This window comes from Myxococcus llanfairpwllgwyngyllgogerychwyrndrobwllllantysiliogogogochensis (genome assembly GCF_006636215.1).
GTDB classification, from domain to species: Bacteria; Myxococcota; Myxococcia; order Myxococcales; family Myxococcaceae; genus Myxococcus; species Myxococcus llanfairpwllgwyngyllgogerychwyrndrobwllllantysiliogogogochensis.
Genome location: NZ_VIFM01000035.1, coordinates 40,857 through 65,973 on the forward strand (window position 1 = coordinate 40,857; position 25,117 = coordinate 65,973).

At 69.5% G+C, this 25,117-nt stretch carries 15 protein-coding genes; 10 read left to right on the forward strand and 5 right to left on the reverse strand.

Annotation, left to right across the window (positions count from 1 at the left end; translation table 11 throughout):
- Nucleotides 1-15: 15 nt before the first annotated feature.
- Entirely contained in the window at nucleotides 16-2,745 is a 2,730-nt protein-coding gene (locus FJV41_RS11695) for a N,N-dimethylformamidase beta subunit family domain-containing protein (protein ID WP_141642532.1), read from the reverse strand.
- A 325-nt stretch (nucleotides 2,746-3,070) separates the two neighbouring features.
- Here FJV41_RS11695 and FJV41_RS11700 point away from each other — a divergent pair, with 325 nt between their 5' ends.
- Together FJV41_RS11700 and FJV41_RS11705 are read left to right on the forward strand one after the other, a co-directional pair.
- Nucleotides 3,071-3,874: an alpha/beta fold hydrolase gene (locus FJV41_RS11700; RefSeq protein ID WP_141642533.1), complete on the forward strand. Its 804-nt coding sequence runs from the start codon at nucleotides 3,071-3,073 to the stop codon at nucleotides 3,872-3,874.
- Nucleotides 3,871-6,372 carry a hybrid sensor histidine kinase/response regulator gene (locus FJV41_RS11705; protein ID WP_141642534.1) on the forward strand — a complete coding sequence of 834 codons (2,502 nt, stop codon included), beginning with the start codon at nucleotides 3,871-3,873 and terminating at the stop codon, nucleotides 6,370-6,372. The genes FJV41_RS11700 and FJV41_RS11705 overlap by 4 nt, the downstream gene beginning before the upstream one ends.
- A gap of 1 nt (nucleotide 6,373) precedes the next feature.
- Here the strand turns inward: FJV41_RS11705 and FJV41_RS11710 are convergent, their stop codons facing one another.
- Both FJV41_RS11710 and FJV41_RS11715 read right to left on the reverse strand, forming a co-directional pair.
- Complete coding sequence (locus tag FJV41_RS11710; RefSeq protein WP_141642535.1) at nucleotides 6,374-8,044, reverse strand: condensation domain-containing protein; 1,671 nt, start codon at nucleotides 8,042-8,044, stop codon at nucleotides 6,374-6,376.
- 74 nt (nucleotides 8,045-8,118) lie between these two features.
- The gene (locus FJV41_RS11715; protein ID WP_181790571.1) at nucleotides 8,119-8,520 is read right to left on the reverse strand and encodes a hypothetical protein; all 402 of its coding nucleotides are present in this window, start codon (nucleotides 8,518-8,520) and stop codon (nucleotides 8,119-8,121) included.
- Here FJV41_RS11715 and FJV41_RS11720 point away from each other — a divergent pair.
- From FJV41_RS11720 to FJV41_RS11735, 4 genes are all read left to right on the forward strand, one after another.
- Nucleotides 8,504-8,950, forward strand: coding sequence for an FAD-dependent monooxygenase (locus FJV41_RS11720; protein ID WP_246137157.1), 447 nt, complete (start codon nucleotides 8,504-8,506; stop codon nucleotides 8,948-8,950). The two genes, FJV41_RS11715 and FJV41_RS11720, sit on opposite strands and share 17 nt — an antisense overlap.
- A gap of 74 nt (nucleotides 8,951-9,024) precedes the next feature.
- On the forward strand, nucleotides 9,025-10,629 hold the full coding sequence (locus FJV41_RS11725; RefSeq protein ID WP_246137156.1) for a glucosyltransferase domain-containing protein: 1,605 nt from the start codon (nucleotides 9,025-9,027) through the stop codon (nucleotides 10,627-10,629).
- A 74-nt stretch (nucleotides 10,630-10,703) separates the two neighbouring features.
- A complete protein-coding gene (locus tag FJV41_RS11730) occupies nucleotides 10,704-11,354 on the forward strand; it encodes a carbonic anhydrase (RefSeq protein WP_141642538.1) in 651 nt (216 codons plus the stop codon).
- Nucleotides 11,355-11,437: 83 nt separating this feature from the next.
- The gene (locus tag FJV41_RS11735; protein WP_141642539.1) at nucleotides 11,438-13,489 is read left to right on the forward strand and encodes a glycoside hydrolase family 71 protein; all 2,052 of its coding nucleotides are present in this window, start codon (nucleotides 11,438-11,440) and stop codon (nucleotides 13,487-13,489) included.
- Between the two features lie 223 nt (nucleotides 13,490-13,712).
- Here FJV41_RS11735 and FJV41_RS11740 read toward each other — a convergent pair whose 3' ends face one another.
- Nucleotides 13,713-15,020 carry an acetamidase/formamidase family protein gene (locus tag FJV41_RS11740; protein ID WP_141642540.1) on the reverse strand — a complete coding sequence of 436 codons (1,308 nt, stop codon included), beginning with the start codon at nucleotides 15,018-15,020 and terminating at the stop codon, nucleotides 13,713-13,715.
- Nucleotides 15,021-15,216: 196 nt separating this feature from the next.
- Here FJV41_RS11740 and FJV41_RS11745 point away from each other — a divergent pair, with 196 nt between their 5' ends.
- Together FJV41_RS11745 and FJV41_RS11750 are read left to right on the forward strand one after the other, a co-directional pair.
- On the forward strand, nucleotides 15,217-16,590 hold the full coding sequence (locus FJV41_RS11745) for an SWIM zinc finger family protein (protein ID WP_141642541.1): 1,374 nt from the start codon (nucleotides 15,217-15,219) through the stop codon (nucleotides 16,588-16,590).
- Nucleotides 16,587-19,304 carry a DUF6493 family protein gene (locus tag FJV41_RS11750; protein ID WP_141642542.1) on the forward strand — a complete coding sequence of 906 codons (2,718 nt, stop codon included), beginning with the start codon at nucleotides 16,587-16,589 and terminating at the stop codon, nucleotides 19,302-19,304. Before FJV41_RS11745 ends, FJV41_RS11750 begins: the two co-directional genes overlap by 4 nt.
- On the opposite strand, the gene tal is transcribed toward FJV41_RS11750, so the two are convergent.
- Nucleotides 19,237-20,358, reverse strand: coding sequence for a transaldolase (tal, locus tag FJV41_RS11755; protein WP_141642543.1), 1,122 nt, complete (start codon nucleotides 20,356-20,358; stop codon nucleotides 19,237-19,239). The genes FJV41_RS11750 and tal overlap by 68 nt on opposite strands.
- Before the next feature lie 196 nt (nucleotides 20,359-20,554).
- On the opposite strand from tal, the gene FJV41_RS11760 reads away from it, so the two are divergent.
- Both FJV41_RS11760 and FJV41_RS11765 read left to right on the forward strand, forming a co-directional pair.
- Nucleotides 20,555-22,456, forward strand: a complete 1,902-nt coding sequence (locus tag FJV41_RS11760) for a transketolase (RefSeq protein ID WP_141642544.1) — start codon at nucleotides 20,555-20,557, stop codon at nucleotides 22,454-22,456.
- Between the two features lie 48 nt (nucleotides 22,457-22,504).
- Nucleotides 22,505-24,970 (forward strand): WD40 repeat domain-containing protein, encoded by a 2,466-nt coding sequence (locus tag FJV41_RS11765; RefSeq protein ID WP_141642545.1) that lies wholly within the window; start codon nucleotides 22,505-22,507, stop codon nucleotides 24,968-24,970.
- Nucleotides 24,971-25,117: the final 147 nt, after the last annotated feature.

Here is a 25,117-nt window from a genome sequence, read left to right on the forward strand (position 1 = left end):
CGTCTTCGCCGCGACTCAGGGCGTGCCCTCCCCGGTCACGCCCACGCGGATGACCTGGGTGGTGGAAGCACTCACGCCCCTGCCATCCGTCGCGGTGAGCGTGACGGTGTAGCGGCCCACCTGGGTGTAGCGGTGCTCCAGGTACGCCGCGTCGGACGTCGTGCCATCGCCCAGGTCCCACCGGAAGCGCTGAAGCCAGCCCCCCGGGTCCGTCGTCGTGCTCGTCGTCGCATCGAGGAACACATCCAGCGGCGCGGAGGTACCGGAGAAGGGACCTCCGGTGATGCGTGGCACCAGACGCGGGCCTCCGCCGCTCGACGGCGCGAGCAGCTTGCGAACCGTCGACGCGCCCTGGTCCACGACGAGCACGTCTCCGTTCGGCAGTCCCGCGACGCCCGTGGGCAGACTGAAGGTCGCCTGCTCGGCGGCGCCGTCCCTCGCGCCGTGCGCCCCCGTCCCCGCATAGGTGCGCACCTGTCCACCGACGAGCGCGCGGATGCGCTCGTTGCCGGTGTCCGTCAGCAGCAATCGCCCGTCGACATACGCCGCGCCCAGCATGGGCAGGAACAGCGCCGCGCCTCCCGCTCCATCCGCGAAGCCCCCCGTGACGGCGCCGGCCACGGTGGAGGTGGTGAAGCTGGCATCCATCGCCACCCGCCGGATGAGCCGGTTGCCCGTGTCCACCACCCACAGCGCGCCGCCGCCGAAGGCCACCGCCGTCGGCCGATGGAAGCGAGCCTGCGCGGCGGGGCCGTTGGTGCTGCCCGAACCCCGGGCGCCAATCACCGTGGTGACCTTCCCTTCCGGCGAGATGCGCGCGAGCCGATGGTTGAAGGTGTCCGTCACGTACAGGTCCGCGCCCGCGAACGTCGCGCTGCCAGGCGTCTGGAAGCGCGCGGCGGTGCCCACCCCGTCGCTCTTGCCCTGTCGTCCGTCCTTCGAGCCCGCGAAGGTGCTCACCGTCCAGCGTCCATCCCGAGCGATGCGGACGATGCGGTGATTGCCCGTGTCCGCCACGTAGAGGGTGCCATCCGGGGCGATGGCGATGGACTCCGGCGAGCGCAGCGCCGTCGTCGCGCCCGGCCCCTCTCCCACGCCCGGCGTCCCCGTGCCTGCGATGGTGGTGACGGTGCGAGCCTCGTCATTGGCGATGCGTCGCACCGCGTGGTTGCCCGTGTCCGCCACGAACACCGTGCCCGTTCCATCCACGGCCACACCCACGGGCCTGCGGAAGCGCGCCTGTGACGCCGGGCCATTCACGAAGCCTTCCTGGAACGCGCTCCCGGCGAACGTGGAGACCCCGGCGGACTGGCCCGTGCGGTCCACGGGCCGGGGGTTCTGCGCGCCGAAGGTGTCCCCGTCGAGCGTGGGCACCAGGCCCGCCTTGCGCATCACGTTGTCGGTGATGCGCTGCACCCGGAGGTCGGCGAAGTGGGGATGGGACAAACCTTGAGACCAGGAGATGCCGCCACTGGAGAAGACGAACGCGCCGGAAGGCGCGGTGTAGAGGCCGGAGGTGTGCCAGTTGGGCTCGCCCTTGTTGCTGATGGCCGGGGACTGCGCCAGCGGGATGAGGCCCGGGGGAGAAGCACCGTTCGTCCACGCGCGGTCGATTTCGTAGCCGACGACGGCGGGGATGGAGTCACCCTGCGCGAGCCCCGTACCGGCGAAGGGCCAGGCTCCGGGCGTGCGCACGACGTAGGGCTGGGGAATGATTCCCCACGCGTCGGACATCACCCCCACGAGCCCGTTCTCCGGCTCACCGAGCAGCGCGTTGCGCCAGCGGACGGTGACGAGCGGCGTGCCCGCGAGCGGGTCCTCCGTCCGAGCCTCGTCCTTGTAACAAACCTGCTTGCGCCGCGACGCGCCCGCGGTCGAGGACTCCAGGCGGATGAGCCAGCAGCTCGTGTCACTGCCAAGGAACGCCAGGTTCACACCTGACGCGAGCGCCGCGTCCACCGCCGTCCGGGCCGGGCGGGACCAGTACTCGTCATGCCCCACCGAGAGGAACAGCCGCTGCCCCAGCAGCAGGGAGGGGTCCCTGTCCACGTCGACATTGGTGACATAGGACAGCTCGTAGCCCTTCGACTCGGCCCACATCACGAAGTTGTGCGTGGCGTAGAAGTACTCGCCCGCGCCATTGCCATCCACGTAGGGACGGTCGAACGAGACGACCTTGGCGTGGCCTCCCGACAGTCCCAGGGAGTCGGCGTAGAGGCTCTCGCCGCCCCAGGCGTTGTAGGCCTGGAAGGTGGTGAACGGAATCTGCAGGACGCCCGTGTTCTTCCGCTCGTCCGCGCGGACGACGAAGATGACGTAGGACTGGGGCCCGTCGTCGCGCCGCAGCTTGAGCAGGTAGACGCCGCTGGGCCAGCTCGCCTGCGTGGGGACGGTGAAGCTGGTGGGCCAGCGGCACTCGACCAGTCCCGTCGTCCGGTCCGCCACGGGCGTGGGCTGGGGGCCAATGGTGAGGGGGCCGCCCGACGCCATCTTCCGGGAGCCGGTGCCCCCGTAATAGCCCATGCGGAAGAGCTCCCAGCTCACGGGGCGCGCGCCGTCCGTGCGGACGTGGATGTCAATGGACTCGCCCCGCTGCACGCTGGTCGCTCCGGCGTATCCCTCCAACTGGGCGCCCGTGGCGGTCTGACTCAGCCTCCACTCCGTCGTGCCGGGACGACGTGCCTCTGGGCCTTCCGGAGTGACCGACATCATGCCCACCATCATCAAGACGATTGCCAACCCCATGCGCGCACCCCTCCCGCGCCCGTTGTCATCGCCGACCGAATCCCTCTCAATCCGTCCTGCCCTCGAGTGGGCGGCCGCCAACAATGGCGCCTCACTCTGTGCCGGGGCTGACGGGACGAATGTCTGACATGGCCGACCGGGCACGGGCCTCGCGTCGCGCGCGCTTGCCCTGGCGTCAATGACACCCACGTTTCCCGACCCAATGCGGGCTCAGGGGTTTCCACGAGGTCGGGTGGGTCAACGCGACACTTCGTTGATTGGTCGACCCGTGGGCATGCGGGGCTGGTCGGCGCTGACGTGGTGCCTGGCTTAGACTGGTCCAGCCATGTCCAAGACGGTCCTCACTCGAAACAATGTGCAGGTCGTCGGCAGGGGCGACGACGTGCTCGTGCTTGCCCACGGCTTCGGCAACAATCAGAAAGCGTGGCACAACCAGGTGCGTGCCTTCGAGGACACGCACCGCATCGTCCTGTTCGACCATGTGGGCGCCCAGGGCTCGGATTTGGAGGCCTACAGTCCGCATCGCTACGCGAGTCTGGAGAGCTACTCGCTGGACTTGATTGAGGTGCTGGAGGCCGTCCAGGCGCGCGATGTCTTCTACGTGGGCCATTCCATGAGCGGGATGATTGGCCTGCTGGCGGGGCTGGTCCGTCCGGAGCTCTTCCGCTCCATGCTCTTCATCAGCGCGTCGCCGCGCTACATGAACGCCCCCAACTACCTGGGCGGCTTCGAGCGGCCGGACATCGACGCGCTGTACGAGACCATCGAGAAACACTTCGACGCCTGGGCCAGCGGCTTCGCGCAGGCCGCCGTGGGCCCCTCCGCGACACCCGAGATGGTCCGGGCCTTCTCCGAGTCCCTCGTCGCGCTGCGACCCGACATCGCCATCGGCGTGATTCGCATCATCTTCGAGTCCGACTTCCGCGAGCAGGTCGCCCGACTCACCATTCCGGCCTGGGTCGTCCAGCCGCTCAACGACTTCGCCGTCCCGAACAGCGTGGGCGAATACCTGGCGAAGAGCCTGCCCCAGGGGCAGCTTCACCACGTCCCCAATCAGGGACACCTGCCGCACCTGACCGCGCCCCACGAGGTCAACACGCTCATCGCCAAGGCACTCGCCGCCTCGTGAGTCTGTCGCGGAAGGACGCCTCCGACCCGGGTGAGCCCCCGGGACCACCGAGCGTGGACCCCTCGGTGACGGAGCTGATGGTGGCCTCGGTGAAGGCCCTGTCCCTCCGGGATGGCGGCCAGCTCGCGAGGGTGCTGGAGGTGATTCGCCAGGCCTGTCGCGCGGACGTGGCCGTCAGCCTGCGCCGCATCGACGCTGTCACCGTCTTCGAACTGGCGGGCACCCCCGCCACGCGCCCCCGGCTGGCCCACCTGGGAGAGCTGCTCTTCCGAGGGGTGCTGGGCGAAGCGGAGTGGCGCTTCTTCGAGCCGAGCCCCACGGACCTGGCGCTTCCGGCGTCTCTGCGCGGGGCCATGGCCGTGCTGCCGTGGCAGTCCGTCGATGACCGCAAGGGGGGCTTGGTCCTGCTTCGCCAGGACACCTCGCCCTTCACGCCCACCGAGCAGGAAGCCCTCCGGGCCTTGTCCGGGCTCCTGCTCACCGCCGCGCGCGAGTGCGATTTGGAAGGCGCGACGGAGACGTTGCGCGCGCGCGTGGACTCCATCACCGACGCGGTGCCCTGCGGGCTCGTCTTCCTGGAGCAGAACCGCGTGGAGACGTGGGTGAACAAGCCGGGTGCCACGCTGCTCGGCCTTCCGGAGGGACAGGTGGCCGCCCACCTCATGTCCCGCGCCATGGCCACCCTGCGTGAGCGCGCGACGAACCGCGCGCGAATCGAGGAACGGATGGCGCGCATGTTCGACGGCAGCGAGCCGGAGCTGCGCAACATGCTCTGGCACTTCGAGTCACCGCACCAGACGCTGTCCGTCTCCTGCGTCCCCGCGCGCCGAGGCTCCGCGCGCGGCCGGCTGTGGGCCTTCCTCGACGTCACCGAGGCCCAGGACGCCCTCTCCGCGATGGGCGAGAAGAACGTGGCCCTGGACGCGGCGCGCGCGGAGGCCGACGCGGCCAATGCCGCCAAGTCCAGCTTCCTGGCCAACATGAGCCACGAGATTCGCACGCCCATGAATGGCGTGCTCGGCATGGCCCAGCTCCTGCGCGACACGTCGCTCACCGAGGAGCAGCAGGAGTGCGTCGATGTCATCCACACCAGCGGCGACGCGCTGCTGCGCCTCATCAACGACCTGCTCGACTTCTCCAAGATTGAAGCTGGAGCCTTCGAGCTCGACAGCCAGTCCTTCTCGCTGCGCCAGGGCATCAAGGAGTGCATGGGACTGCTGAGCCCCCAGGCGTCCACCCGGGGGCTCTACCTGCGCCACTCGGTGGACGAGGACGTGCACGACGCATTGCTTGGCGACAAGACGCGACTGCGGCAGGTCATCGTCAACCTGGTGGGCAACGCGCTCAAGTTCACCCACGAGGGCGGCGTCTCCATCCACGTCTCGAAGGGAGAGGCGCCCCCCGACGCCGAAGCGAAGAGCTGGCCTTTGCGCATCACCATCCAGGACACGGGCATCGGCATTCCCACCGAGCGAATGAATCGGCTCTTCCGCTCGTTCAGCCAGGTGGATGCGTCGACGAGCCGCCACTACGGCGGCACGGGCCTGGGGCTCGCCATCAGCCTGCGGCTGGCGGAGATGATGGGCGGCGCCATCCGCGTCCAGAGCACCGTGGGCGTGGGCTCCACCTTCACGCTCGAAGTCGTCCTCAAGGAAGGACAGGTGGTCCCCACGCGGCCCACCGTCGAGCTGGACGGCACCCTGGGCAAGCGCCTGCCGCTGCGCATCCTGTTGGTGGAGGACAACCCCATCAACCAGAAGGTCGGCCTGCGCCTGTTCAAGAAGCTGGGCTACGAGGCCGACGTCGCGGGCAATGGCGAGGAGTCGCTCGGCGCGCTGGAGCGCGAGCCGTATGACGTCGTCTTCATGGACGTCCACATGCCCCAGATGGATGGCCTGGAGGCCACCCGGCGCATCCGGGCGGACGCGCGGCGCTATGGAAACCCTCGCATCATCGCGATGACGGCGAGTGTCATCCAGGGAGACCAGGAGCTGTGTCTCCAGGCGGGGATGAACGACTTCGTGACCAAGCCCGTGGAGGCGTCGGTGCTGGTGGCGGCGCTGGAGAACGCGGCGGAGGCGCCTCGCTTCGCACCGCCTCCCGCGCCCCCCGCCGTCGCGTTCGACCCGGCAGCCTTCCAACGACTGGAGCTGCTCACCGGCCCGGACCGGAGCGAGCTGGCCACGCTGGTGCGCGACTTCCTGCGCAACGCCGACAAGCACCTGTCAGCGTTCCGTCTCGCCCTGGAGGAGAACGACGCGGCCGCGCTGACCCGGCACGCGCACAGCCTGCGCTCCAGCGCGGCCCTGTTCGGCGCGGCGCGCCTCTCGCGGACCTGCGAGGAGCTGGAGGCCCGCTCACAGCAGGAGCCGACGGAGCACCTGAGCGCGCAAGTGGACTCCGCCCTGCGCGACTTCGAGGAGGCCCGCCAGGCCTTGATGGAGGCCGTGCCCGAGGCCTGTCCCGTGGGGACACCGCCTTCGGACTCCAGCGCCTGAGTCATCCGAACGGCGCGGCGACCCCGGGAGGCAGCAGGTCATCGAGCCGCGCATCGGGCGTCTCCACGACGCGGCCCAGCAGGTGGCGGAAGCGCTCCGCGAGCTGTTCGACCTCCACGGGCTGGAACACGTCAGCGGCGTACTCGAAGGCGCCCCGCAGGCCTCCCTCGTCCTCGCGCAACAGCAACGTCAGCTCATGGCGGGCCGTGCCGGGTACGGACGCATCCGGAGTGTCCGACAACAGCGTGCAGCACAGGCCGGGAATGGTCAGCTCGAAGGTGGCCAGACTCTCGAACACACATGCGGCCCGCACCCTCGGCGGCGCGCCCCCGGCGTCGCGGACGTGCCGCACCACCTCGTCGAACGGCAGCTCCTGATGACTCAGGTCGTCGGTGGTGCGGACGCGGTGGCGCGCCAGCAGCTCCCGGAACGAGGGGTTGCCCGTCAGGTCACACCGGAGCGCCACGGTGTTGGCGAGATACCCCACCACGTCGCGAAGCTCGCGCCGCCCCCGGTTGGCCACCACGGTGCCCAGCAGCACATCCTCCTGGCCCGCATGCGAGCGCAGCAGCGCGGCGAAGGCGGCCGAGAGGGCGGTGAACAACGTCGCGCCCTCCCTGCTCGCCAGCGCCTTCCAGGCCGACGTCAGGGCCACGGGCACCTCGAAACAGACCAGTCCTCCCAGCCGCGGGTCCTCGGCATCGGCGCTCCTCGACGCGAGCGTCAACGCGGGCACCCCGTCCAGCCGCGCGCGCCAGTACTCACGCTGCCGCTGCGCTGCCTCTCCGGAGAGCCACGCATGCTGCCAGCGCGCCACGTCCGCCACCTGACGCGACGGTGGGGCCAGCGGCGACGGCACCCCCGCATGGAAGACGCGATACAGGGACGCAAGTTCGCGACCGAACACGCCGAGCGAGGAACCATCCGTGATGAGCTGGTGCTGCGTCACCAACAACACATGGGTCTGGTCCGCCAGCACCACCAGCGCCGTGCGAATCAGGGGTCCGGCCTGGAGGTCGAAGGGCGTGCGCCCCTGCGCCTCATGGAGTGTCCGGAAGGACGCGGAGCCCAGGGCCCCTCCCAGGTCCCCGTCCAGTTCCGCGCGCAGGTCCACGACAGGCATCTCCAGCCGCGACGGTGAGGCCACCACCTGCGTCAGCCGCCCGTCCTGCTCGCGAAACGTCGTCCGGAACGACTCATGCCGTCGCACGATTTCCTGGAGGCTGAGCCTGAGGGAGTCGACATCCAGCGGACCGTCGAATCGCAGCCCCAGGTGGACATGGAAGCGAGCACTCCCCGGCTGGAGCTTGTTGAGTCGCCAGAGCTGCTGCTGGCCCAGGGATGCGGGAGTCGCACCGCCGGGCGCCCACGTCGACTCGGCGGACTCGCTCGGAGGTGCCTGGGCGAACAGGTCTCCCGGCGAAGCCAGGGCACGCGCCAGGGCTTCGATGGAGCGCTGCTCCCAGAGGAAGGACAGGGTGAGCGGCAAACCCAACCATTGCTCCAGGTCATGCGCCAGGGAGATGGCCCCCATGGAGTCGAGCCCCTGCTCCACCAGGGGACGCCGCGTGTCGATGGAGGCCGCGGGCATCTGCCAGTAGAGGGCGAGCCACTCCACCACCCAGCCCTCGATGGTCACATTGTGAGCAGGCAGCCGGGATTCGTTCTTCACGCAAGCACTTCCACTCCAGTTGAGGTGGGTGCGTGACCGGGCGACGTCAAGGACTGCTTCCAATAGTCTGACATTCAGGCGTGCACGAGCAGACGCGGCCCGCCACCGGGCGTCACCTGCCAATCCCTCCCGTTCCGATACACGCGCGCCCAGGTGCTCCACGGTCCAGGGTCGCTGTCCAATGCCTTGCGGAAGGCCCCACGCGGCTCACCGTGCCTGGCGAAGCGCGCGTCGAAGTCGGAGTCCACCAGCGCGTCCACCGCCCGGGCCACATGGGGAAAACGCGGCGTGGCGAGCGCCCGCATCCGCTCGGCCACTGGAGGCCCCTCGCCCTGCTGAGCACCGAAGGCCTGCTCCTCGATGGTGAACCCGAGCACGTCGTCGAGCAACGCGAAGGTGGCCTGGCCCACCTCCTGCCTCGCCCTCACCCCCGCGCATGGCAACGCCTTCATCGTCCCCATGGGGGACGGCATCATCACGGACGCCCGGCACGAGCACACGCCCCTCAAGGAGCCGCTCCCCCTGGACGAGCTGCGGGCGAGCCTCACGCGCGTGGCGGGCTCCGACTTCGGGATGCGAGAACCCCGGTGGCTGTCGCGCTTCGGCAACGAGACGCGGCTGGCGGAGGCGTACCGGCAAGGACGCGTGCTGCTCGCCGGTGACGCCGCTCGCCGAGCACCTCGGAGGACTCGATGTCGCCTACCCGGACGCGCCCGTGCCTTCGCCCCACCGGGCGCTGCCCTCACTGCCGGGTTGGACGGGCGGGGGCCGCTCTGCACGCGAAGGGCGGCCCCCACCCGCCCACCCGACGGGAGCCCGCGCCAGGCTGGACACCGAGGCTGGAGGTGCTGGAACTCGACATTTCCGACGACGCCACCCCGCTCCACGGCCTGGGAGGGCTGCTGATTCGTCCAGAGGGACACGCCGCATGGGCCTGGGCGGCCGGGCGGTGAAGTCGTTGTGGGACGTTTCACTCTGGCGTGAGACTTCACGCATACCGAGACGCGTCATACGACTCTGCTAGGCTCGCGAGCCTTCAGAGGTTCCCCCTGCAGACACGCATCACGACAGGTGCCTTCCGAGCACTGGGTACGGCCGCCCTGCTCTTCCTGCTTCCCTGGGTCGTCTATGGCAGCGCCATCTCCCTGGACTATGGCCTGCGCGACGACTACGCGATTCTGAGGGAGGCCCGCGAGGAGCCTGGGAAGATTCTGCGGGTGTGCGGCGCCATGGGCCGTCCGCTGTACGGCTGGCTCCTGGAGCGCTCCACGCGTGAAGTCGACGACGTGGACGGGCTGGGCGGCCTGCGGGCCCTGGGCGTGCTGGGGCTGGCCCTGCTGTCACTCGCGCTCTACCTCCTGTTCCGGGCCGAGGGGTGGCGGAGGTCTCCCGCCGCGCTGCTCGCCGCCTTCCTCATCGTGATTCCCTCCGCGCAGGTGGTCGCCAGTTGGAGCATCTGCTGGCCCCAGGCGGTGGCGCTGCTCTTGAGCGTGGGGGCGTTCGCCCTGGCGCGAAGAGGCGTGGGCACCTCGACGGGCGGGGCGCGGAGCGTGACCTGGTGCGTGGGCGGGGTAGCGGCCCTGGCCGCGTCGACGCTCATCTATCAGGCGAGCGGTCCGTTCTACGCGGTGCTGCTCGCGGCGGCGCTGGTGACGCGGCGGTTCGACGACGTGCGCGCGTCCGCGCGCTGGCTCGCGAGCCACGTGCTCGTCGTGGGCGGGGGACTGGGGCTGGCGTATGTCGTCACCCGGATGACGTTCGCGCTGGGGGTGTTCACCCCGTCGCCGCGCATGGTGCTGGAGCGGCACTTCGTGGCCAAGGCGGTCTGGTTCGTCACCCAGGTGCTGCCCAACGCCCTGGCGCTGAATGCGCTCAACGACACGGACGCCGCGCCCTCGTGGGGGTACTGGCCCATGGTGGGCGTGACGCTGACGGTGCTCGCGCTGGGGCTCGTCGTCGAGGGGCGCCGCACGGGACGCGTTGGCGTGGGGACGTGGGTGGTGTCGCTCGTGGGCCTGTCGGGCGTCGCGTACTGCGCGAGCCTGCTCGCCAGCGAGCGGTGGCCCACGTACCGCACCCTCTATGCCCTCACGGGGGTGTGGAGCGTGTTCTTCTTCGCCGCCATGGTGAAGCTGGGGGACCGGTTTCCCACGCGGGGACCTCGCGTGGCCGTGGCGTTGCTGGGCGGGTTCGTCGCGGTGAGCGCCCTGCTCGCGCATCAGCAATCCGTGGAGCTGTTCGCGGTGCCGCAGGAGCGGGAGCTGGCGCTGATGCGGCAGGGGGCCTCCGCCATCGTCCCCGCGCGCAAGCCGCGCGTCTTCGTCCTCACCGCGCGGCAGGGAGACTCCGCCGCGTCCCAGCGCTATCTGGACGAGTTCGGCTCCGTGTCCGTCGACACCGAGTGGGTGGCCAAGGAGCTGCTCGCCACCGCCGTCCGGGAGCGCTTCCCCCAGGAGAAGGACACGCGGAGCCTCTACCGCTTCGCCGCGGGTCCCGTCCTGCCCGAGTCCCGCGCGTACGACATCCTCGTCGACATGCGCCAGCTGAGGGCTTCGCCGCCCAGGCTCATCCAGCTCGCCCGCTGAGGCGTGTCCACAGCGAACCGGAAATGACACGTCCCCGTTGACGCGGGGGCGCAGGGGCGGCATGCAACGGGACCGTGCCCTCCTACGAAAAGATTTTCGAGAACAACCGCCGCTGGTCCGCCGACAAGACGAAGGACGACCCGCAGTACTTCGAGCGTCTGTCCGCGGAACACAACCCGGAGTACCTCTACATCGGCTGCTCCGACAGCCGGGTGCCCGCCAACGAAATCATGGGCGTGGAGCCGGGGGACGTCTTCGTCCACCGCAACGTCGCGAACCTGGTCAACAACGTCGACCTGAACGTGATGTCGGTCATCAACTACGCGGTCCGCCACCTGTCGGTGAAGCGCATCATCGTCTGCGGCCACTACGGCTGTCAGGGCGTGAAGGCGGCCATGCAGCCCAAGGATTTGGGCATCCTCAACCCGTGGCTGCGCAACGTGCGCGACGTCTACCGGCTCCACAAGGCGGAGCTGAACACGTTCACGGACCCCGAGGCCCGCTATGCCCGGCTCGTGGAGCTGAACGTCACCGAGCAGTGCATCAGCATCGTCAAGACGGCCGCCGTGCAGCGCAGCTACGTGGAGAAGGGCTTCCCCACCGTGCACGGCTGGGTGTTCGACATGCGCACCGGCCTCTTGCGAGACCTGGAGCTGGACTTCCCCAAGCTGCTGCGCGACGTGCAGGAGGTCTACAACCTCACCGACAAGGACTCGATTTTCTAGCTGGGACAAGACAGAGCGTTGCTTGTTATCAATGGATTGGAAGTCTTCCGGTTTTTACACACCCCCTGGAAGACGACACCTCCATGCTCTCCACACCCCCTCGTCGAGCGGTCTGCCTTGCGTTGTTCCTTCCCTTCCTCGGAGCCTGCGGCCCCGCCTCCCGGCCCGAGGAAGCCCCACCGCCTTCCACGACAACGGAGGCGGGCCTCCAGGTCAGCACGCTCGTCGCACCGGGCAGCGTGTGGAGATATCGCGACACGGGCGTGGACCCGGGCGCGGGCTGGACGGCGGTGGGCTACACGGACACGGCGTGGAAGCAGGGCTCCGCGCAGCTCGGCTACGGCGACGGCGACGAGGCGACGGTCGTGTCCTACGGCCCCAGCACGTCGTCGCGCTACGTGACGACCTGGCTGCGCAAGACGTTCGCCGTCGCGGACCCTTCCCGGGTGAGCAACGTGGTGCTGCGGCTGCTGCGCGATGACGGCGCCATCGTCTACCTGAACGGGCAGGAGGTCCTTCGCAGCAACCTGCCCTCGGGCACGGTGACGGCGTCGACGCTGGCGAGCACCGTCATCGCGGATAGCGCCGAGCTGACCTGGCACAGCACCACCGTGCCCATTAGCGCGCTCATCGCGGGCACCAACGTGCTCGCGGTGGAGGTGCACCAGTCCACGCTCAACTCGTCGGACCTGAGCTTCGACCTGGAGCTGACCGCGGACGTCTCCGCCGCGCCCGCCACGCCGTGCTGGCCGTTGGACCTGCCGGCCCTGAGCACGCTGCGCGCGTCGCCGAAGAAGGTCTTCGCGCACTACTTCTCGCCCTACCCGCTCTCCCTCGACAACCGGGAGCCTTCGGTCGACTACTACGCGCGGCACTACCTGGTGCCCACCGGGGAGAACTCCAAGTTCGCGTACTGCGGCGGGCTGCTCAAGCAGCGGCCCCTGCCCCAGGCACCTCGCGCGGCGGGCGTGGACTACGAGCTGGCGAACTTCGAGCTGGAGGTGCGCCGCGCCTCGGCGCTGGGCCTGGACGGCTTCACCTACGACATCCTCAACCACACCGGCACGCACTGGAACCGCCTGCTGAAGCTGCTGCAGGCCGCGAGCAACGTCGACAGCGGGTTCCGCATCGTCCTCATGCCGGACCTGACCTCCACGTACTCGGGCACCGACGCGGAGGCGCTGACGGCGTTCGTGAACTCCATCGCATCGGTGGCCTCGCACCCGGCGGTGTATCACCTGGACGATGGGCGCCTGCTGCTCGCGCCGTACTACGCCGACAAGCGCACGCCGCAGTGGTGGGCCTCCGTCGTCCAGGCCCTCCAGGCACGCGGAATCCCCTCGGCGCTGTGGCCCGTGTACGTCAACCCGTGGGTGGCGCAGACGAACGCACTCAAGGCGGTGGTGCCGTTGCATGGCACGTCCACCTGGGGCAGCCGGACGCTCTCCGGAGCCTCGGGGCAGTTGGCCAACCCCGGCACGGCGCACGGCATGGGGCTCCAGTGGATGGCACCGGTGGCCTTGCAGGACTCCCGCCCCAAGGACCTCGTCTACACGGAGGCGAACAACTCGCAGGCGCTCCGGGCCCTGTGGAGCGCGGCCATCCAGGGCGGCGCGGACTGGGTGCAGCTCATCACGTGGAATGACTATTCGGAGGCGACGGAGTTCTCCCCGTCCTCCGGCACGCAGTGGGCCGCCTTCGACCTGACGGCGTATTACACCGCGTGGTTCAAGACAGGCGTGCAGCCGCCCATCGTCCGGGATGGGTTGTATTATTTCCACCGGCGGCACTCGACGAGCGCGGCGCCGGACCTGACGAAGCAGAGCGCCGTCTACCGGCTGGTGAATGGCGCGCCCGCGGTGAACGAAATCGAGCTGCTCGCGTTCCTGACGGCGCCGGCGACGCTGGAAATCGAGCTGGCGGGCAGCGTTCAGCGCACGAACGTGGCGGCGGGAATCCAGTCGTTCCGAGTCCCGCTCCAGCAGGGGACGCCGAGCTTCCGGTTGGTGCGCAATGGCGCCACGGTGGCCTCCGTGACGAGCGCCTTCCCCATCAACAACACCATCGTCTACCAGGACATGCTGTACCGCGCGGGAGGAAGCCTCTCCTGTGACCGCTCGCCCTTCCTCCCCTGAGGTCACTCGCGGGTGACGTGAGTCACGGCGTCACCTGGGTCGGCCGTGGATGTTCGACGGCCGGCCCGGCCTGTTGCGCTCGCATGACAACCCACGAGAGTGGCCCGATGCGAAACAGACCGCACTGGAGAATCCCATGACGCGGAACACGCACAGGGTCCAGTCGGGAGTCGACCCGGCCACGTGTCAGTTGCAGCTCGACGGCTTCATGTTCTGAGCCGCGCTACTTCCCCGTGGCGCGGAGCTTCGCCAGTCGCGACTTGTCCAGCTTCGCGACGACGCCGACGCTTCGCCCCGCGAGGTTTGCGACGACGTACTGCACGCTGGTGCCCAACACCTGCGCGCTCTCCGACAACGACAGCCCGTAGTCCTGCTCCAGCCACTGCGTCATGCCGCTGGTCGCCGAGCGCAGCGCATCATCCAGCGAGCCCGCCTGCCCGAGCACCATGAGATGCGTGGGAGACTCCACCCGGGGCATCGACGGCGCCTTGCCGTGCACGACATCCACGGTCAGCTCCACCTCCATCGACGTCTCCAACGCGTACTGTGACGTCTCACCGTCGCCCTGCGCGGCATGGGCATCACCCAGATAGAGCAGCGCCCCCGGCTGGAAGACAGGCAGATAGACGGTGTTGCCCTCCACCACCTCGTTGAAGTCCATGTTTCCACCGAAGCGCCCCGTGTCTCCGGTGGAGAAGGCAGGCAGACCGAAGCCCGGCGCCACCGCCAGTCCTCCCAGCATGGGACGCAGCGGCACCGTGTAGTCCTTCAGTCGCTCCGTCGGCGTCTCAGGGCTCGCGACGCCCTTCTCCCAGTCCAGCGTCCAGCGCACGGGCTTGCCCAACTCCGTCGCCTTCGCCGCCAGCGCGGGCGTCATCGCCCTTCCGACGATGCTGTCGAGACTGTCCGCGTGACGCCGATTCAAGCGCACGCGCTTCAGGTGGATGACCAGCGTGTCCCCAGGCCGCGCATCCCCGATGAAGAACGGCCCCGTCTGGGGATTTCCGAAGAGCGCCTTCGTGACGCCGTGCTCATCCACGCCACCAGAGTCGAGCGTGGTCGTCTTCAGCGTGTCACCCGCCCAGAGCGTCAGCACCGGCTCGCGCGTCGCGGAGAACTCGTTGGACCAGGTGGTGGGCTTGAACTCGTGGCGACGCGGAGGCCCCGAGGGACGCTCGGCGATGCGCCGGGCGGTGAAGGCATGCTTCACCCGCGCCTGGGCGTTGTTCGTGTCGGGCATGTCCGCGGTGCCCCGCATCGTGTCCCCGCTCACCTTGCCCGTGAAGATGTAGCGCGCCTTGTTTGAGTCCGTGACGGTGAAGCGGACCTCCTGGCCCGTCCGCTCACCCTCCAACGTGTCCCCGTCGAACTCGCCCCCCAGCCGCTTGCCCGTCCGCTCCAGCGACAGGGCCTGATAGAGCGGATTGCCCCACAGGTCCGTCGTGACGACCCACTGCTCCTTCACGGGGGCCTGCGCGAACACCAACCAGGGAACACAGCAGAGGAGCAACGTCACGGCGGGGCGGGTCATGTCGAAGGTCACCATGCCATCGGAGTGCACCCCGCGCATCGTCCAAGCGAGCCTGACGCCAGGCGTGAAGGTCCCGCATCCACGCCATTCGCGGGAATACCTCACGGCAGGCGAGCCAGGCGTCACTGGACAAGGCAGGTCGTCACGCTAGCGTCGCACCCACCCCGCGCCTCCACGCGGTGCGAGGTGACGAGACATGACGGCCCTGAGCCACACCTATCAGTACAGCGGCCCTTCGGAGCTCGTGGCCGAGGAGCGCGGACAGGCGCTGCGCCTCATGACCTCCGGCGGCGGCGCGCCCCGGCCGTACTTCTTCGAGGGGCGCCTGCTCCAACCCCGGCTGACGGCGCTGTCGCTGCGCGCCCTGTCCCGCGTGGTGGGGACGCGCTTCCATGTCCCTCCCGCCATGCTGCACCGCATCCTGCTCGAAGCCGACCCGGTGGTGACATGCGGACGCGGCATGCTGCGTTTCGAGGGGTTCTCCGGCTGCGCCAGCACCTATGCCCGCGTGGACCTCACGCCGTCGGCCTACGAAGGTGACGTCGCCTCGTTCGGCACCACCAACGTGGACTTCAACGCGCCGATGCGTGCGGCGTTGGCCACCGTGCGCGCTGAGGAGCCGCTCGCGCTGTCCGTGGGCCACGCGGAGGTGGCGCTCCAGCGCGGCGAAGCACGGGTGGTGGAGCGCAAGGTGCCGCTGCCGCTGCGCTGGCTCAAGGGCTTCGCCGAGGTGCAGGCGTACCTGTCCCGCCTCACGCCCTTCGCGGAGCTGCCCGCGACGGAGGCCCTGCGCTTCCTGCGCGGCCTTCCTCGAACACGCACCGACAAGCGCCCGCACTACCTGGTGCCCCAGGGGCGCTCGGTGCGACTGAGCTCGACGGCGGCGACGGGCGCGATGCGCCTCACCGGCCTGGAGCGCTTGCGCGTGCTGGAGGACCTGGTCCCCTTCGCGAAGCGACTCATCCTGCACGCGGACCCTCGGGGACAGGCCAGTGCCTTCGTGCTCGACATGGGCGTCCTGCGCTTCACCCTCGCGCTCTCCGGCGAGGTGTGGCGTGGCTTCTCCGGCGAAGGGCAGACGCTGTCGGCCCTGGCACAGCGCCCCGCCGTGGAGCAGGTGCTGTCCACGCTGCGCGCGGAGCTGCGCTGGGAGGCCGTGCTGGAGCCCCGCGCGCTGGCGAGCAAGCTGTCCGCGCCCGAGGACCTCGTGTGGCACGGTCTCCAGGTGCTCGGCGTCAGGGGACTGGTGGGCTTTGATTCGCAGACGGCCGCCTTCTTCCACCGGGAGCTGCCCTTCGACCTCGAGCAGGTGGAGGCTCTCGCACCCCGCCTCTCCGACGCACGCGCGCTGCTGGAGGCGGGTGCACTGGAACCGGACGCCTCTACCCCGAACGCCTGGTGGGTGCGCGGCGCGGACGTCACCTACCACGCCCTGCTGGACGCGGATGGAGAGCCGCTGCGCTGTGGCTGCCCCTGGTTCTCCCGCCACGCCCTGGAGCGAGGCCCCTGCAAACACCTTCTCGCGGCGCAGCTACACGCCCAGCGCGCCGAGGACCCCGACGCCTCATGACGACCTCGCCCCTCGATGCGCTGCTCGCCGCTCCCAGCCCCGCCGCCTGCGCCACTCTGCTGGAGGGGCTGACTCCGGCGCAGCGAAGACAGCTCGGCCCCGAGGCACTCAAGCGGGACAAGGCGCTCCGGGACGAGCACTGGTCGGACTCCCGCGAGGAACAGGCGCTCCGGCGCGAACGCTCCCGGGTGCTGGCCATGTTGTGTTTCTTCACCGTCCCGCCTTCGGACTGGACGCCCCGCCTCCTCGGTGCCCTTCCCGAGGAGGCCGCCGACCTGGCCGCGAAGCTGCGACCGGACTGGCTGGAAGACGCGGCCGAGCGGCTCGTCGCGCTCGCCCCGTCCTACTTCTGGGTGGCGCGCATGCTCATGCGCAAGGGGGTGTCCCGTCGCCCCACCCATGACAACTACACCACGGGCATGCTCTTCCTGGACACGCGCTTCCATCCGAACCCCTTCGACACGGACCCGCGACTGCTGGAGCACGAGGCGTGGCGCCTGTTCGAGGTCGAGGGCAGCGGAGAGCTGAGCCTCGCGGCGAAGGACAAGTACACCTTCGAGGACAAGACCTGGGCCTCCGTCTTCTTGCGGCACATGCGTCAGGGCACGCTGGAGCGAGGGCGCCTGCTGGACGCCACGCTGGGAGCACTGGAGCGCGACTTCGCGGCGTTTCGCGCGGGCTGGTTCTCCCGCTTCCACGAGGCCCTGGAGCCAACCCCCGAGGAGCTGGCGCGACACAGGGACCGCTATCTGCGCCTCCTGGGCAGCTCCATCCCCGCGACGGTCAGCCTCGCGCTCGACGTCGTCACCGCGCTGGAGGCCCGCGAGCCCTTGCCCGTGGACTCCGCCCTGCCCGCGCTGGAGCCCGTGCTGCTGGCCCGGCACAAGGGGACCGCGCAGCAGGCGGTGAAGCTCCTCAAGGCACTCGGCGAGCGCGAGTCCGGCGCTTCCCGTGAGCGAATCACGGGGGCCCTGGCCTCCGGCCTCGCGCACGAGGCCGTGGACGTGCAGAAGGCCGTGCTGAAGGCGCTGGAGTCCCTGGCGAAGACGCCCGACGCGGCCCTTCGCACCGCCGTCGAGGAGCGGGTGGACGGCGTGGCCGCCTCGCTGAAGAAGCACGTCCAGGCATGGCTGGGTGAGAGCACGCGCCCCACGGCTTCGGAACCTCCCAGGACAGCGGACAAGAAGAAGCCCTCCGGGGAGCCTCGCGCGCCGGCCTCACCCACGGACGCGCGCTTCGCGGTGACGCCCATCGCGAGCCTCGACGAGCTGCTCTCCGCGCTCTCCACCTGCATCGAGGACGCGGGCAATCCGATGGAGGTCGAGCGCGTGCTGGATGGCGTGGCCCGACTGGGCCGACAGCGCCCCGACGACTTCGCGCGGCGGACCTCCGCCCTGGCGAAGCGCGCCAGGAAGCTGAGCGCGAAGACATATGGAGAATCCTTGGCGGTTCGCCTCGCGGGCCTCGCGCTCGCATGGCTCGCGTCCCCGGGCGAGGCCCACTCCACGCTGCGCGAGGTTCCCGAGCCGGCGCTCACGCCCGGACACGAGGTGTTCCTGCCACTGCTGAGCGAACGCATCTCCGAGCTCGCGAGGGCCCTGGACGCGGGACGTGAAGAGGGCCTGTTGTCCATGCCCACCCATGAGGGCGGGTGGCTTGCTCCGGAGACGCTGGTGGCGCGCCTGCTGGCGCGCGCACCCGAGGCGGAAGAGCCCCCGCTCGCGGACCTGTGTCTCGCCCTGTGTCGGCTCGCTCCCGTTCGAGACTCGAAGGCCCTGGAGTCGCTGAAGCAGTCGAGCCGCTCGCGAAGTGACGCATTCAAGCTCGTCGCCTGGGCCCTGGGGCTGGGCAAGAGCGCACCTGACACAGTGGACGTGAGTGTGTCGGTGGCGCGGAGGCATCGGGGTGAAACGCCGGAGTCGGAGCACACCTTCACCGTCAAGGCGCGACGCTCCGGCAAGTTCACCTTCCACGACCTGTTCATCTCGACGTCGCCCAAGCCCATCGCGCCAGGGAAGCTCAAACGCCAGGACATTCCGGGCCTGATGCTCATCAAGGAAAACGGCGGCGGCGGCAAGCCCTACCCGCGCTGGGCGGCGACGCTCTGGCCCTCGGGACTGGAGGCGTTCTTCGCCAGCCACGCGGAGGAGCTGGCCATGAACATCGACTGGAGCGAGGCCAACTGGAGCAACGTCGTCGCGTACGAGCAGTTGCTTCACCCCTGGCTGCGCCTGGGCTCCATGGCCCGGCTGGTGCTCGCCATGGGTCTGGCGACGAAGGAGCCTGGTGAGCATGGCGTGAGCGTGGACGCCGCCATCTCCGCGCTCGCCACGGGGAGACTCACCGCCGAGGAGCTCGGGGAGATGCTGCGCGAGTTGCGCCCCACGGGGCTCATCAACCTCAAGCGCCTGTCCATGACGCTGGCGCGGGTGGCCAGTGCCTCGGAGGAACATGCCGCGCAGGTGGCCCTCGCCATCCAGCGCGCCCTGAGGAAGACCTCGGAGGACACCGCCCCTCGCGACGAGGGCACGCTGGTGAAGCTGCTGCTGGAGTTGCTGGCCCAGACGGAAGGCCGGCTCACGGACGCCGAGGCGTGGGACTACCTCCAGGGCACATCCCACCGGAAGACCTTCGAGGCGCTGGCGCCTACTGCTTCTTCAACTGCTCCCCCACCGCCCCCAGCAGCGCGTCGAACGACTCCTCGAAGAGCCTGACGCCGTCCACGGACAGCCGCTCCGTGATGGACTTCATCGACACGCCGCTCGCCTCCAACTGACGCATCGTCTCCCTGGCGCCCGCGACATCTTCCACCAGGCTGGTGCGCACCTTGCCGTGGTCCCGGAAGGCGTCGATGGTCGCCGGGGGCATGGTGTTGACGGTGTCGGGGCCGATGAGCTCTTCCACGTAGAGCACATCGCGCAGCTTCGGGTTCTTCGTGCTGGTGCTCGCCCACAGCACGCGCTGCGCGCGCGCGCCCTTCGCGGCGAGGGCCTTCCAACGTGCGCTGCTGAAGAGCTCCTGGTAGATGCGATAGGCGAGCCTCGCGTTGGCGATGGCCACCTTGCCGCTCAGTGCCTCCAGCGTCTTGCGCTGCTCGGCGGAGGCGCCCGACTTGAGCCGCTGCTCGATTTCCTTGTCGGCCGCCACGTCGATGCGGCTGACGAAGAACGAGGCCACGCTGGCCACCGTGCTCAAGTCTCCACCCGCCTTGGCGAACTTCTCCAGCCCGGACAGGTACGCCTCGGCGATCTGCCGATAGCGCTGCTGACTGAAGAGGAGCGTCACGTTGATGTTGAGCCCCTCCGTGATGAGCTGCTGGAAGGCGGGCACCCCGGCCTCCGTGCCAGGGACCTTGATCATCACGTTCGGTCGCGCCAGCGTCTTCCAGAGCCGCCGGGCCTCCTCGAGCGTGGCCTGCGTCTGGTTCGCGAGCCGGGGAGAGACCTCCAGCGAGGCGAAGCCATCCTTCCCCTTCAGCGCGTCATAGACGGGCCGGAGGATGTCGGCGGCGCCCTGGACGTCGCGCACCGCGAGCTGCTCGTAGACGTCATTGGCGGAGAGCCCCTTGGCGCGCGCCGCCACGAACAGGTCCGCGTAGTCCTCGCTGCCCGACACCGCCTTCTGGAAGATGGTGGGGTTGGAGGTGAGGCCCTTGAGCCCATCCTCGTCGATGAGCTTCTTGAGCGTGCCCTGGGTGATGTAGCTCCGCTGGAGGTTGTCCACCCAGACGGCCTGGCCGAACTCCGCGAGCTGACGCAGTGGATTCATTGGGACGTTCCTCCCCTGGTCCTCAATCTGCCCATGCCACGTTCGCCCGTGAGCGGGCCTGCGCCCAGGAGCCCCCCCGCCGGGCTGCTCTCCGAAGAGAGGACCCTCGGACCCTCCCTCCCCTTCATGGCCGCGCCGCTTCACCAGGGACTCCACCGTCAACACCCTACGGGGGTCCCCAGCCCGGAGAGAGACGATGGCAGACACACTGGCAGAGCTCGCGGCGCAGCTTCGAGTCGACAGCATCCGAGCGACGACCGCGGCGGGCTCGGGACACCCCAGCTCCTCCATGTCCGCGGCCGACATCGTCGCGGTGCTGTTCCAGAAGTACCTGCGCTTCGACTTCCAAAACCCGAAGGCCCCCGACAACGACCGCTTCGTGCTCTCCAAGGGCCACGCCTGCCCGGTCCTCTATGCGGCGTTCAAGGCGGTGGGCGCCATCGACGACGCGGAGTTGCTGTCGCTGCGCAAGCTCGGCAGCCGGCTGGAGGGGCACCCCAACCCGCATGTGCTGCCGCTCGTGGACGTGGCCACCGGCTCGCTCGGCCAGGGGCTCGCCGTGGGCGTGGGCATGGCGCTGATGGCGCGGCTGGACCAGCGGAGCTTCCGCACCTACGTGATGATGGGCGACAGCGAGACAGCGGAAGGCTCGGTCTGGGAGGCGTTCGACAAGGCCTCGCACTACCAGCTCGACAACCTCTGCGCCCTCATCGACATGAACCGCCTGGGCCAGAGCGGGCCGACGGAGCTGGGCTGGAACGACGAGGCCTATGTCGCGCGGGCCCGCGCCTTCGGCTGGCACGCGCTCGCCGTGGACGGACATGACCTGGGCGCCATCGACCGCGCCCTCGCGGAGGCCCAGTCCACGAAGGGCAAGCCCACCTGCCTCATCTTCAAGACGGAGAAGGGCCACGGCTACTCGCTCATCGCGAACAAGGAAGGCTGGCACGGCAAGCCCCTGCCCGAGGACAAGGCGCGCGAGGCCATCCAGGAGCTCGGCGGTGAGCGTCACCTGCGCATCGAGGTGAAGAAGCCTGAAGCGACCCGCCCCGCCCCCCAGGAGTCGGCCGCGCCGTTGAAGCTGCCGGGCTACGCCACCGACGAGAAGGTCGCCACCCGCAAGGTCTACGGCGATGCCCTGAAGGCGCTCGGTGACGCGCACCCGGACCTCGTCGCGTTGGACGCGGAGGTGTCCAACTCCACGTACTCGGAGGAGCTGCGGGAGGCCCATCCCCGGCGCTACTTCGAGATGTACATCGCCGAGCAGAACATGGTGTCCAGCGGCGTGGGCATGGCGGTGCTGGGCAAGCGCGTCTTCATCAGCACCTTCGCGGCCTTCCTGTCGCGCGCGTATGACCAGATTCGCATGGCGGCCGTCTCCAACGCGACGCTGCACCTGTGCGGCAGCCACGCGGGCTGCTCCATCGGCGAGGACGGCCCCTCGCAGATGGGACTCGAGGACCTGGCGATGATGCGCGCCGTCGCGGGCAGCACCGTGCTGTACCCGAGCGACGCCAACCAGACGGCCGCGTTGATGGCCCACCTGGTGGACCTGCCCGGCATCAGCTACCTGCGGACCACCCGCGCGAAGACGCCCGTCCTGTACTCGGCCACCGAGAAGTTCCCCATCGGCGGGTGCAAGGTGCTCCGACGCTCCGACAAGGACGTGGCGACGATTGTCGCCGCGGGCATCACCCTGCACGAAGCGCTGGACGCGCATGCGCGGCTCCAGGAGTCCGGTGTCTCCGTGCGCGTCATCGACCTCTACTCCGTGAAGCCCGTGGACGTGAAGACGCTGCGGCAGGCCGCGCGGGAGACCCAGGGGCGGCTCATCGTCGTCGAGGACCACTGGGCCGAAGGCGGACTCGCGGACGCGGTGCTCGAAGCCTTCTCCGACGAGCCCCAGCCGCTGCCTGTCGTGAAGCGCCTGGCGGTGCGCACCCTGCCCGGCTCCGGCAAGCCCGAGGAATTGTTGAGCGCGGCCGGCATCGACGCGGAGCACATCGTCCAGGCCGTCATGGCCCTGAAGGACGCTCCGGGCCCCACCGACGCTCCCGAGGCGAAGGCGTCGCGTCCTCGTGGACGAAAGAACGCATAGCCGGGGGCTCCAACAGGGGCCGTCGGACGTGCGAGAGTCCCACCCTCGATGACCTACGACCTTCAGTCCCTCACCGAGCTTTCCACCCTCGAAAACCTCGTGAGCACCCAGGGCGTGGCGGCGTTGCTCGCCACCCTGGACGAGGTACTCGCGCGCACGCCGCCCGACGCGCTCGTGTTGAAGGAAGACGGTCCCGCCGTCGGCCCCAGGACGCTGCGAGTCCTCCGCAAGGCCGTCGAGTTCGACGCCACCTTCCTTCAAGCGCACCCCGAGGCCCTCTTCCAGAGCCTCTACAACCGCCTTCGCTGGCACGACGCGCCCGACGCCGCCACGCACTTCGCGCCCGAGAGCCAGGGCCCGTGGAGCCATCCCGACGCGCATCTGTTCGCGCTCGCGAACCACTGGCGGAAGCAACGGGACGCGGCGGGCGCGGCGCCCTGGGTGGAGTCCCTGCTGCCGCTGCGCGGCGCCCTGGAGAGCGCGGACTCGCTCTTCTGGCACGACGCCCAGGTGCTGTGCGCGGCCTACAGCCCGTCGGGGACAAAGCTCGCCACCGGCTCCTGGTCCGACGACGGCAACGTGCGCGTCTGGGACGTGGCCACCGGCGAGTGCCTCCAGGTGATGGCGGGCCACGAGGGCGAGGTGCGGGGCCTGGCCTGGAGCGCGGACGGAACGCGACTGGCATCAGGCTCCAGGGACCATGACGCCCGCATCTGGGATGTGGAGACCGGAGCGCTCCTGAAGGAGTTTCCGGGTCAGGAGGGACAGGTGACCTCGGTCGCCTTCAGTCCGGATGGACGCCTGCTCGCCACCGGCAACCTGGGGTGGCGCGTGCACGTGTTCGACGTGGACTCCGGCCGCCCGGTGAAGACGCTGAAGGGACATGAGCAGTCCGTGCTGAGCCTGTCCTTCCACCCGTCGGGGCGCTGGCTCGCGAGCGGCGGCTCCGATTCCACGCTGAGAATCTGGGACACCGCGACGTGGACGCAGGTGGAGCGCATCGCCTCCGACGGATACGTCGACACGGTGGAGTTCAGTCCGGATGGCGAGTGGATTGCCTGGGCGGTGTTCGAGGGCATCGCCGTGGCGGACACCCGGACGTGGACCCGGCTGCCGGGCACGCGCGGCGAGGGGCGCTACTCCCAGGTCGCCTGGCTCGGAACGAGCCGGCTGGGTCTGCTGTCCTACAACCGGGTGGAGGTCGTGGACGTCCGCGAAGGCACCTCCTTGTGGTCCAGGCCCTACCCCTCCGATGGCCATCAGCGCGGCGCGGCCTTCTCTCCCGACGGCAAGCACTTCGCGTTGACGGCGGCCGATGGCGGCCTGCTCGTGAGCGACCTCTACACTTCGCCGCCGCCCGTCCTCCTGGCGGAGCCGCATCGCATGAAACAGCTCTGGGGCCAGCCAGAGGGGGGGCTCGCCATCGCCCAGCGGTTCGACGCGTGGCTCGCCATCGACGCCCAGGGGCGCGTTCGCAACTGTCCTCCCGACCTCGACGAAACACCCATGCAGCCGTGGTGCTTCAGTCCCGATGGGACCCTGGCCGCCTATGGCATCCATCTCATGATGGAGACGCCCGCCCGGCGCGGGGTCCGGTTGCTCGACGCGAAGAGCCTGACTCCGGTGCGGACCCTGTTCGCCAGGCCGCTGGACCCGAACGACACGAAGAAGCGCCTCAGCATGAAACAACCGCTGGCCTTCTCTCCGGACGGCCAGTGGGTGGCGGCGGCGCTCGAGTATGGGTGCGTGCGAATCTGGCGCGTCTCCGATGGAGCCCTGCTGCACACCCTGCGCGGCGCGAAGGGACCCGTCACCCTGGTGACCTTCACCCCGGACGGCGCCCACGTCGTGTGTGGCTATTCCGAGGACGCTCGCGTGTGGGTGTACGAGGTGACGAGCGGCAGGAACGTCCTGACCACCCGGACCCTGCTGGAGCCCGAGCCCGCGTACGCGGCGGCGACCCGCGCGCCTCGCATCGCCGTGGGACGCGCCTCTGGAGAGCTGGAGGTCTACGATTTGACGACGGGCTCACTGCGGCTCATCCAGGTCAGCAACGACGACATCGTGGCCGTGGGGCTCTCCGCGGATGGCTCGCTCGTGGCGGCCTGTGGGTCGGACAGGCGAGTGCGCCTCTTCGATGTCCAGACGGGCGCGCTCAAGTACGAGCTGCCGCATCCGTCCCTCCCCTTCTCCGTGTCCGTGGGAGAGGACCTGCTCGTCACCCAGTCCAATGACCAGGTGACGCGCCTCTTCGACCTGGCCACGGGCGCGCCTCGCGAGGAGTTGCCTGGCAGCGCCACTCCGGAAGACGTCACGCGTCGCCGGTTCTGGGAAGTCCTGGGCGAGGGGCCCGTCTCCTTCCATCGCCAGGAGGACCCCACGCCCCTGACGCACTTCCAGGATGGGCTGGAGGAGACCGTCATCCTGCGGGAGGGACTGGTCGTGGCCCGGGGTCGGAGCATCAAGGACTTCCTCTATGTGCTGAGGATTCACGCCCCCACCGGAGGGAATTGATTCCGGGCGGCGGACGGGAAATGCGCCAGTTCAGGCCAGGGGGGCTCTACGGGGTGAAGTCCTCATCCCCCACCCCTGGAGCACCCCATGGCCTCGTGGCTTGATCTCTCATTCCGACGCCCCCCCGTCGTGACGACTCCCGTGGAG

Coding starts and splice junctions, on each gene's coding strand:
- FJV41_RS11695 (WP_141642532.1), bottom strand. CDS start 2,745: ATGGGGTTGGCAATCGTCTTGATGATGGTGGGCATGATGTCGGTCACT.
- FJV41_RS11700 (WP_141642533.1), top strand. CDS start 3,071: ATGTCCAAGACGGTCCTCACTCGAAACAATGTGCAGGTCGTCGGCAGG.
- FJV41_RS11720 (WP_246137157.1), top strand. CDS start 8,504: ATGGGGGACGGCATCATCACGGACGCCCGGCACGAGCACACGCCCCTC.
- FJV41_RS11715 (WP_181790571.1), bottom strand. CDS start 8,520: ATGATGCCGTCCCCCATGGGGACGATGAAGGCGTTGCCATGCGCGGGG.
- FJV41_RS11735 (WP_141642539.1), top strand. CDS start 11,438: ATGCTCTCCACACCCCCTCGTCGAGCGGTCTGCCTTGCGTTGTTCCTT.
- FJV41_RS11740 (WP_141642540.1), bottom strand. CDS start 15,020: ATGACCCGCCCCGCCGTGACGTTGCTCCTCTGCTGTGTTCCCTGGTTG.
- FJV41_RS11745 (WP_141642541.1), top strand. CDS start 15,217: ATGACGGCCCTGAGCCACACCTATCAGTACAGCGGCCCTTCGGAGCTC.
- FJV41_RS11750 (WP_141642542.1), top strand. CDS start 16,587: ATGACGACCTCGCCCCTCGATGCGCTGCTCGCCGCTCCCAGCCCCGCC.
- tal (WP_141642543.1), bottom strand. CDS start 20,358: ATGAATCCACTGCGTCAGCTCGCGGAGTTCGGCCAGGCCGTCTGGGTG.
- FJV41_RS11760 (WP_141642544.1), top strand. CDS start 20,555: ATGGCAGACACACTGGCAGAGCTCGCGGCGCAGCTTCGAGTCGACAGC.
- FJV41_RS11765 (WP_141642545.1), top strand. CDS start 22,505: ATGACCTACGACCTTCAGTCCCTCACCGAGCTTTCCACCCTCGAAAAC.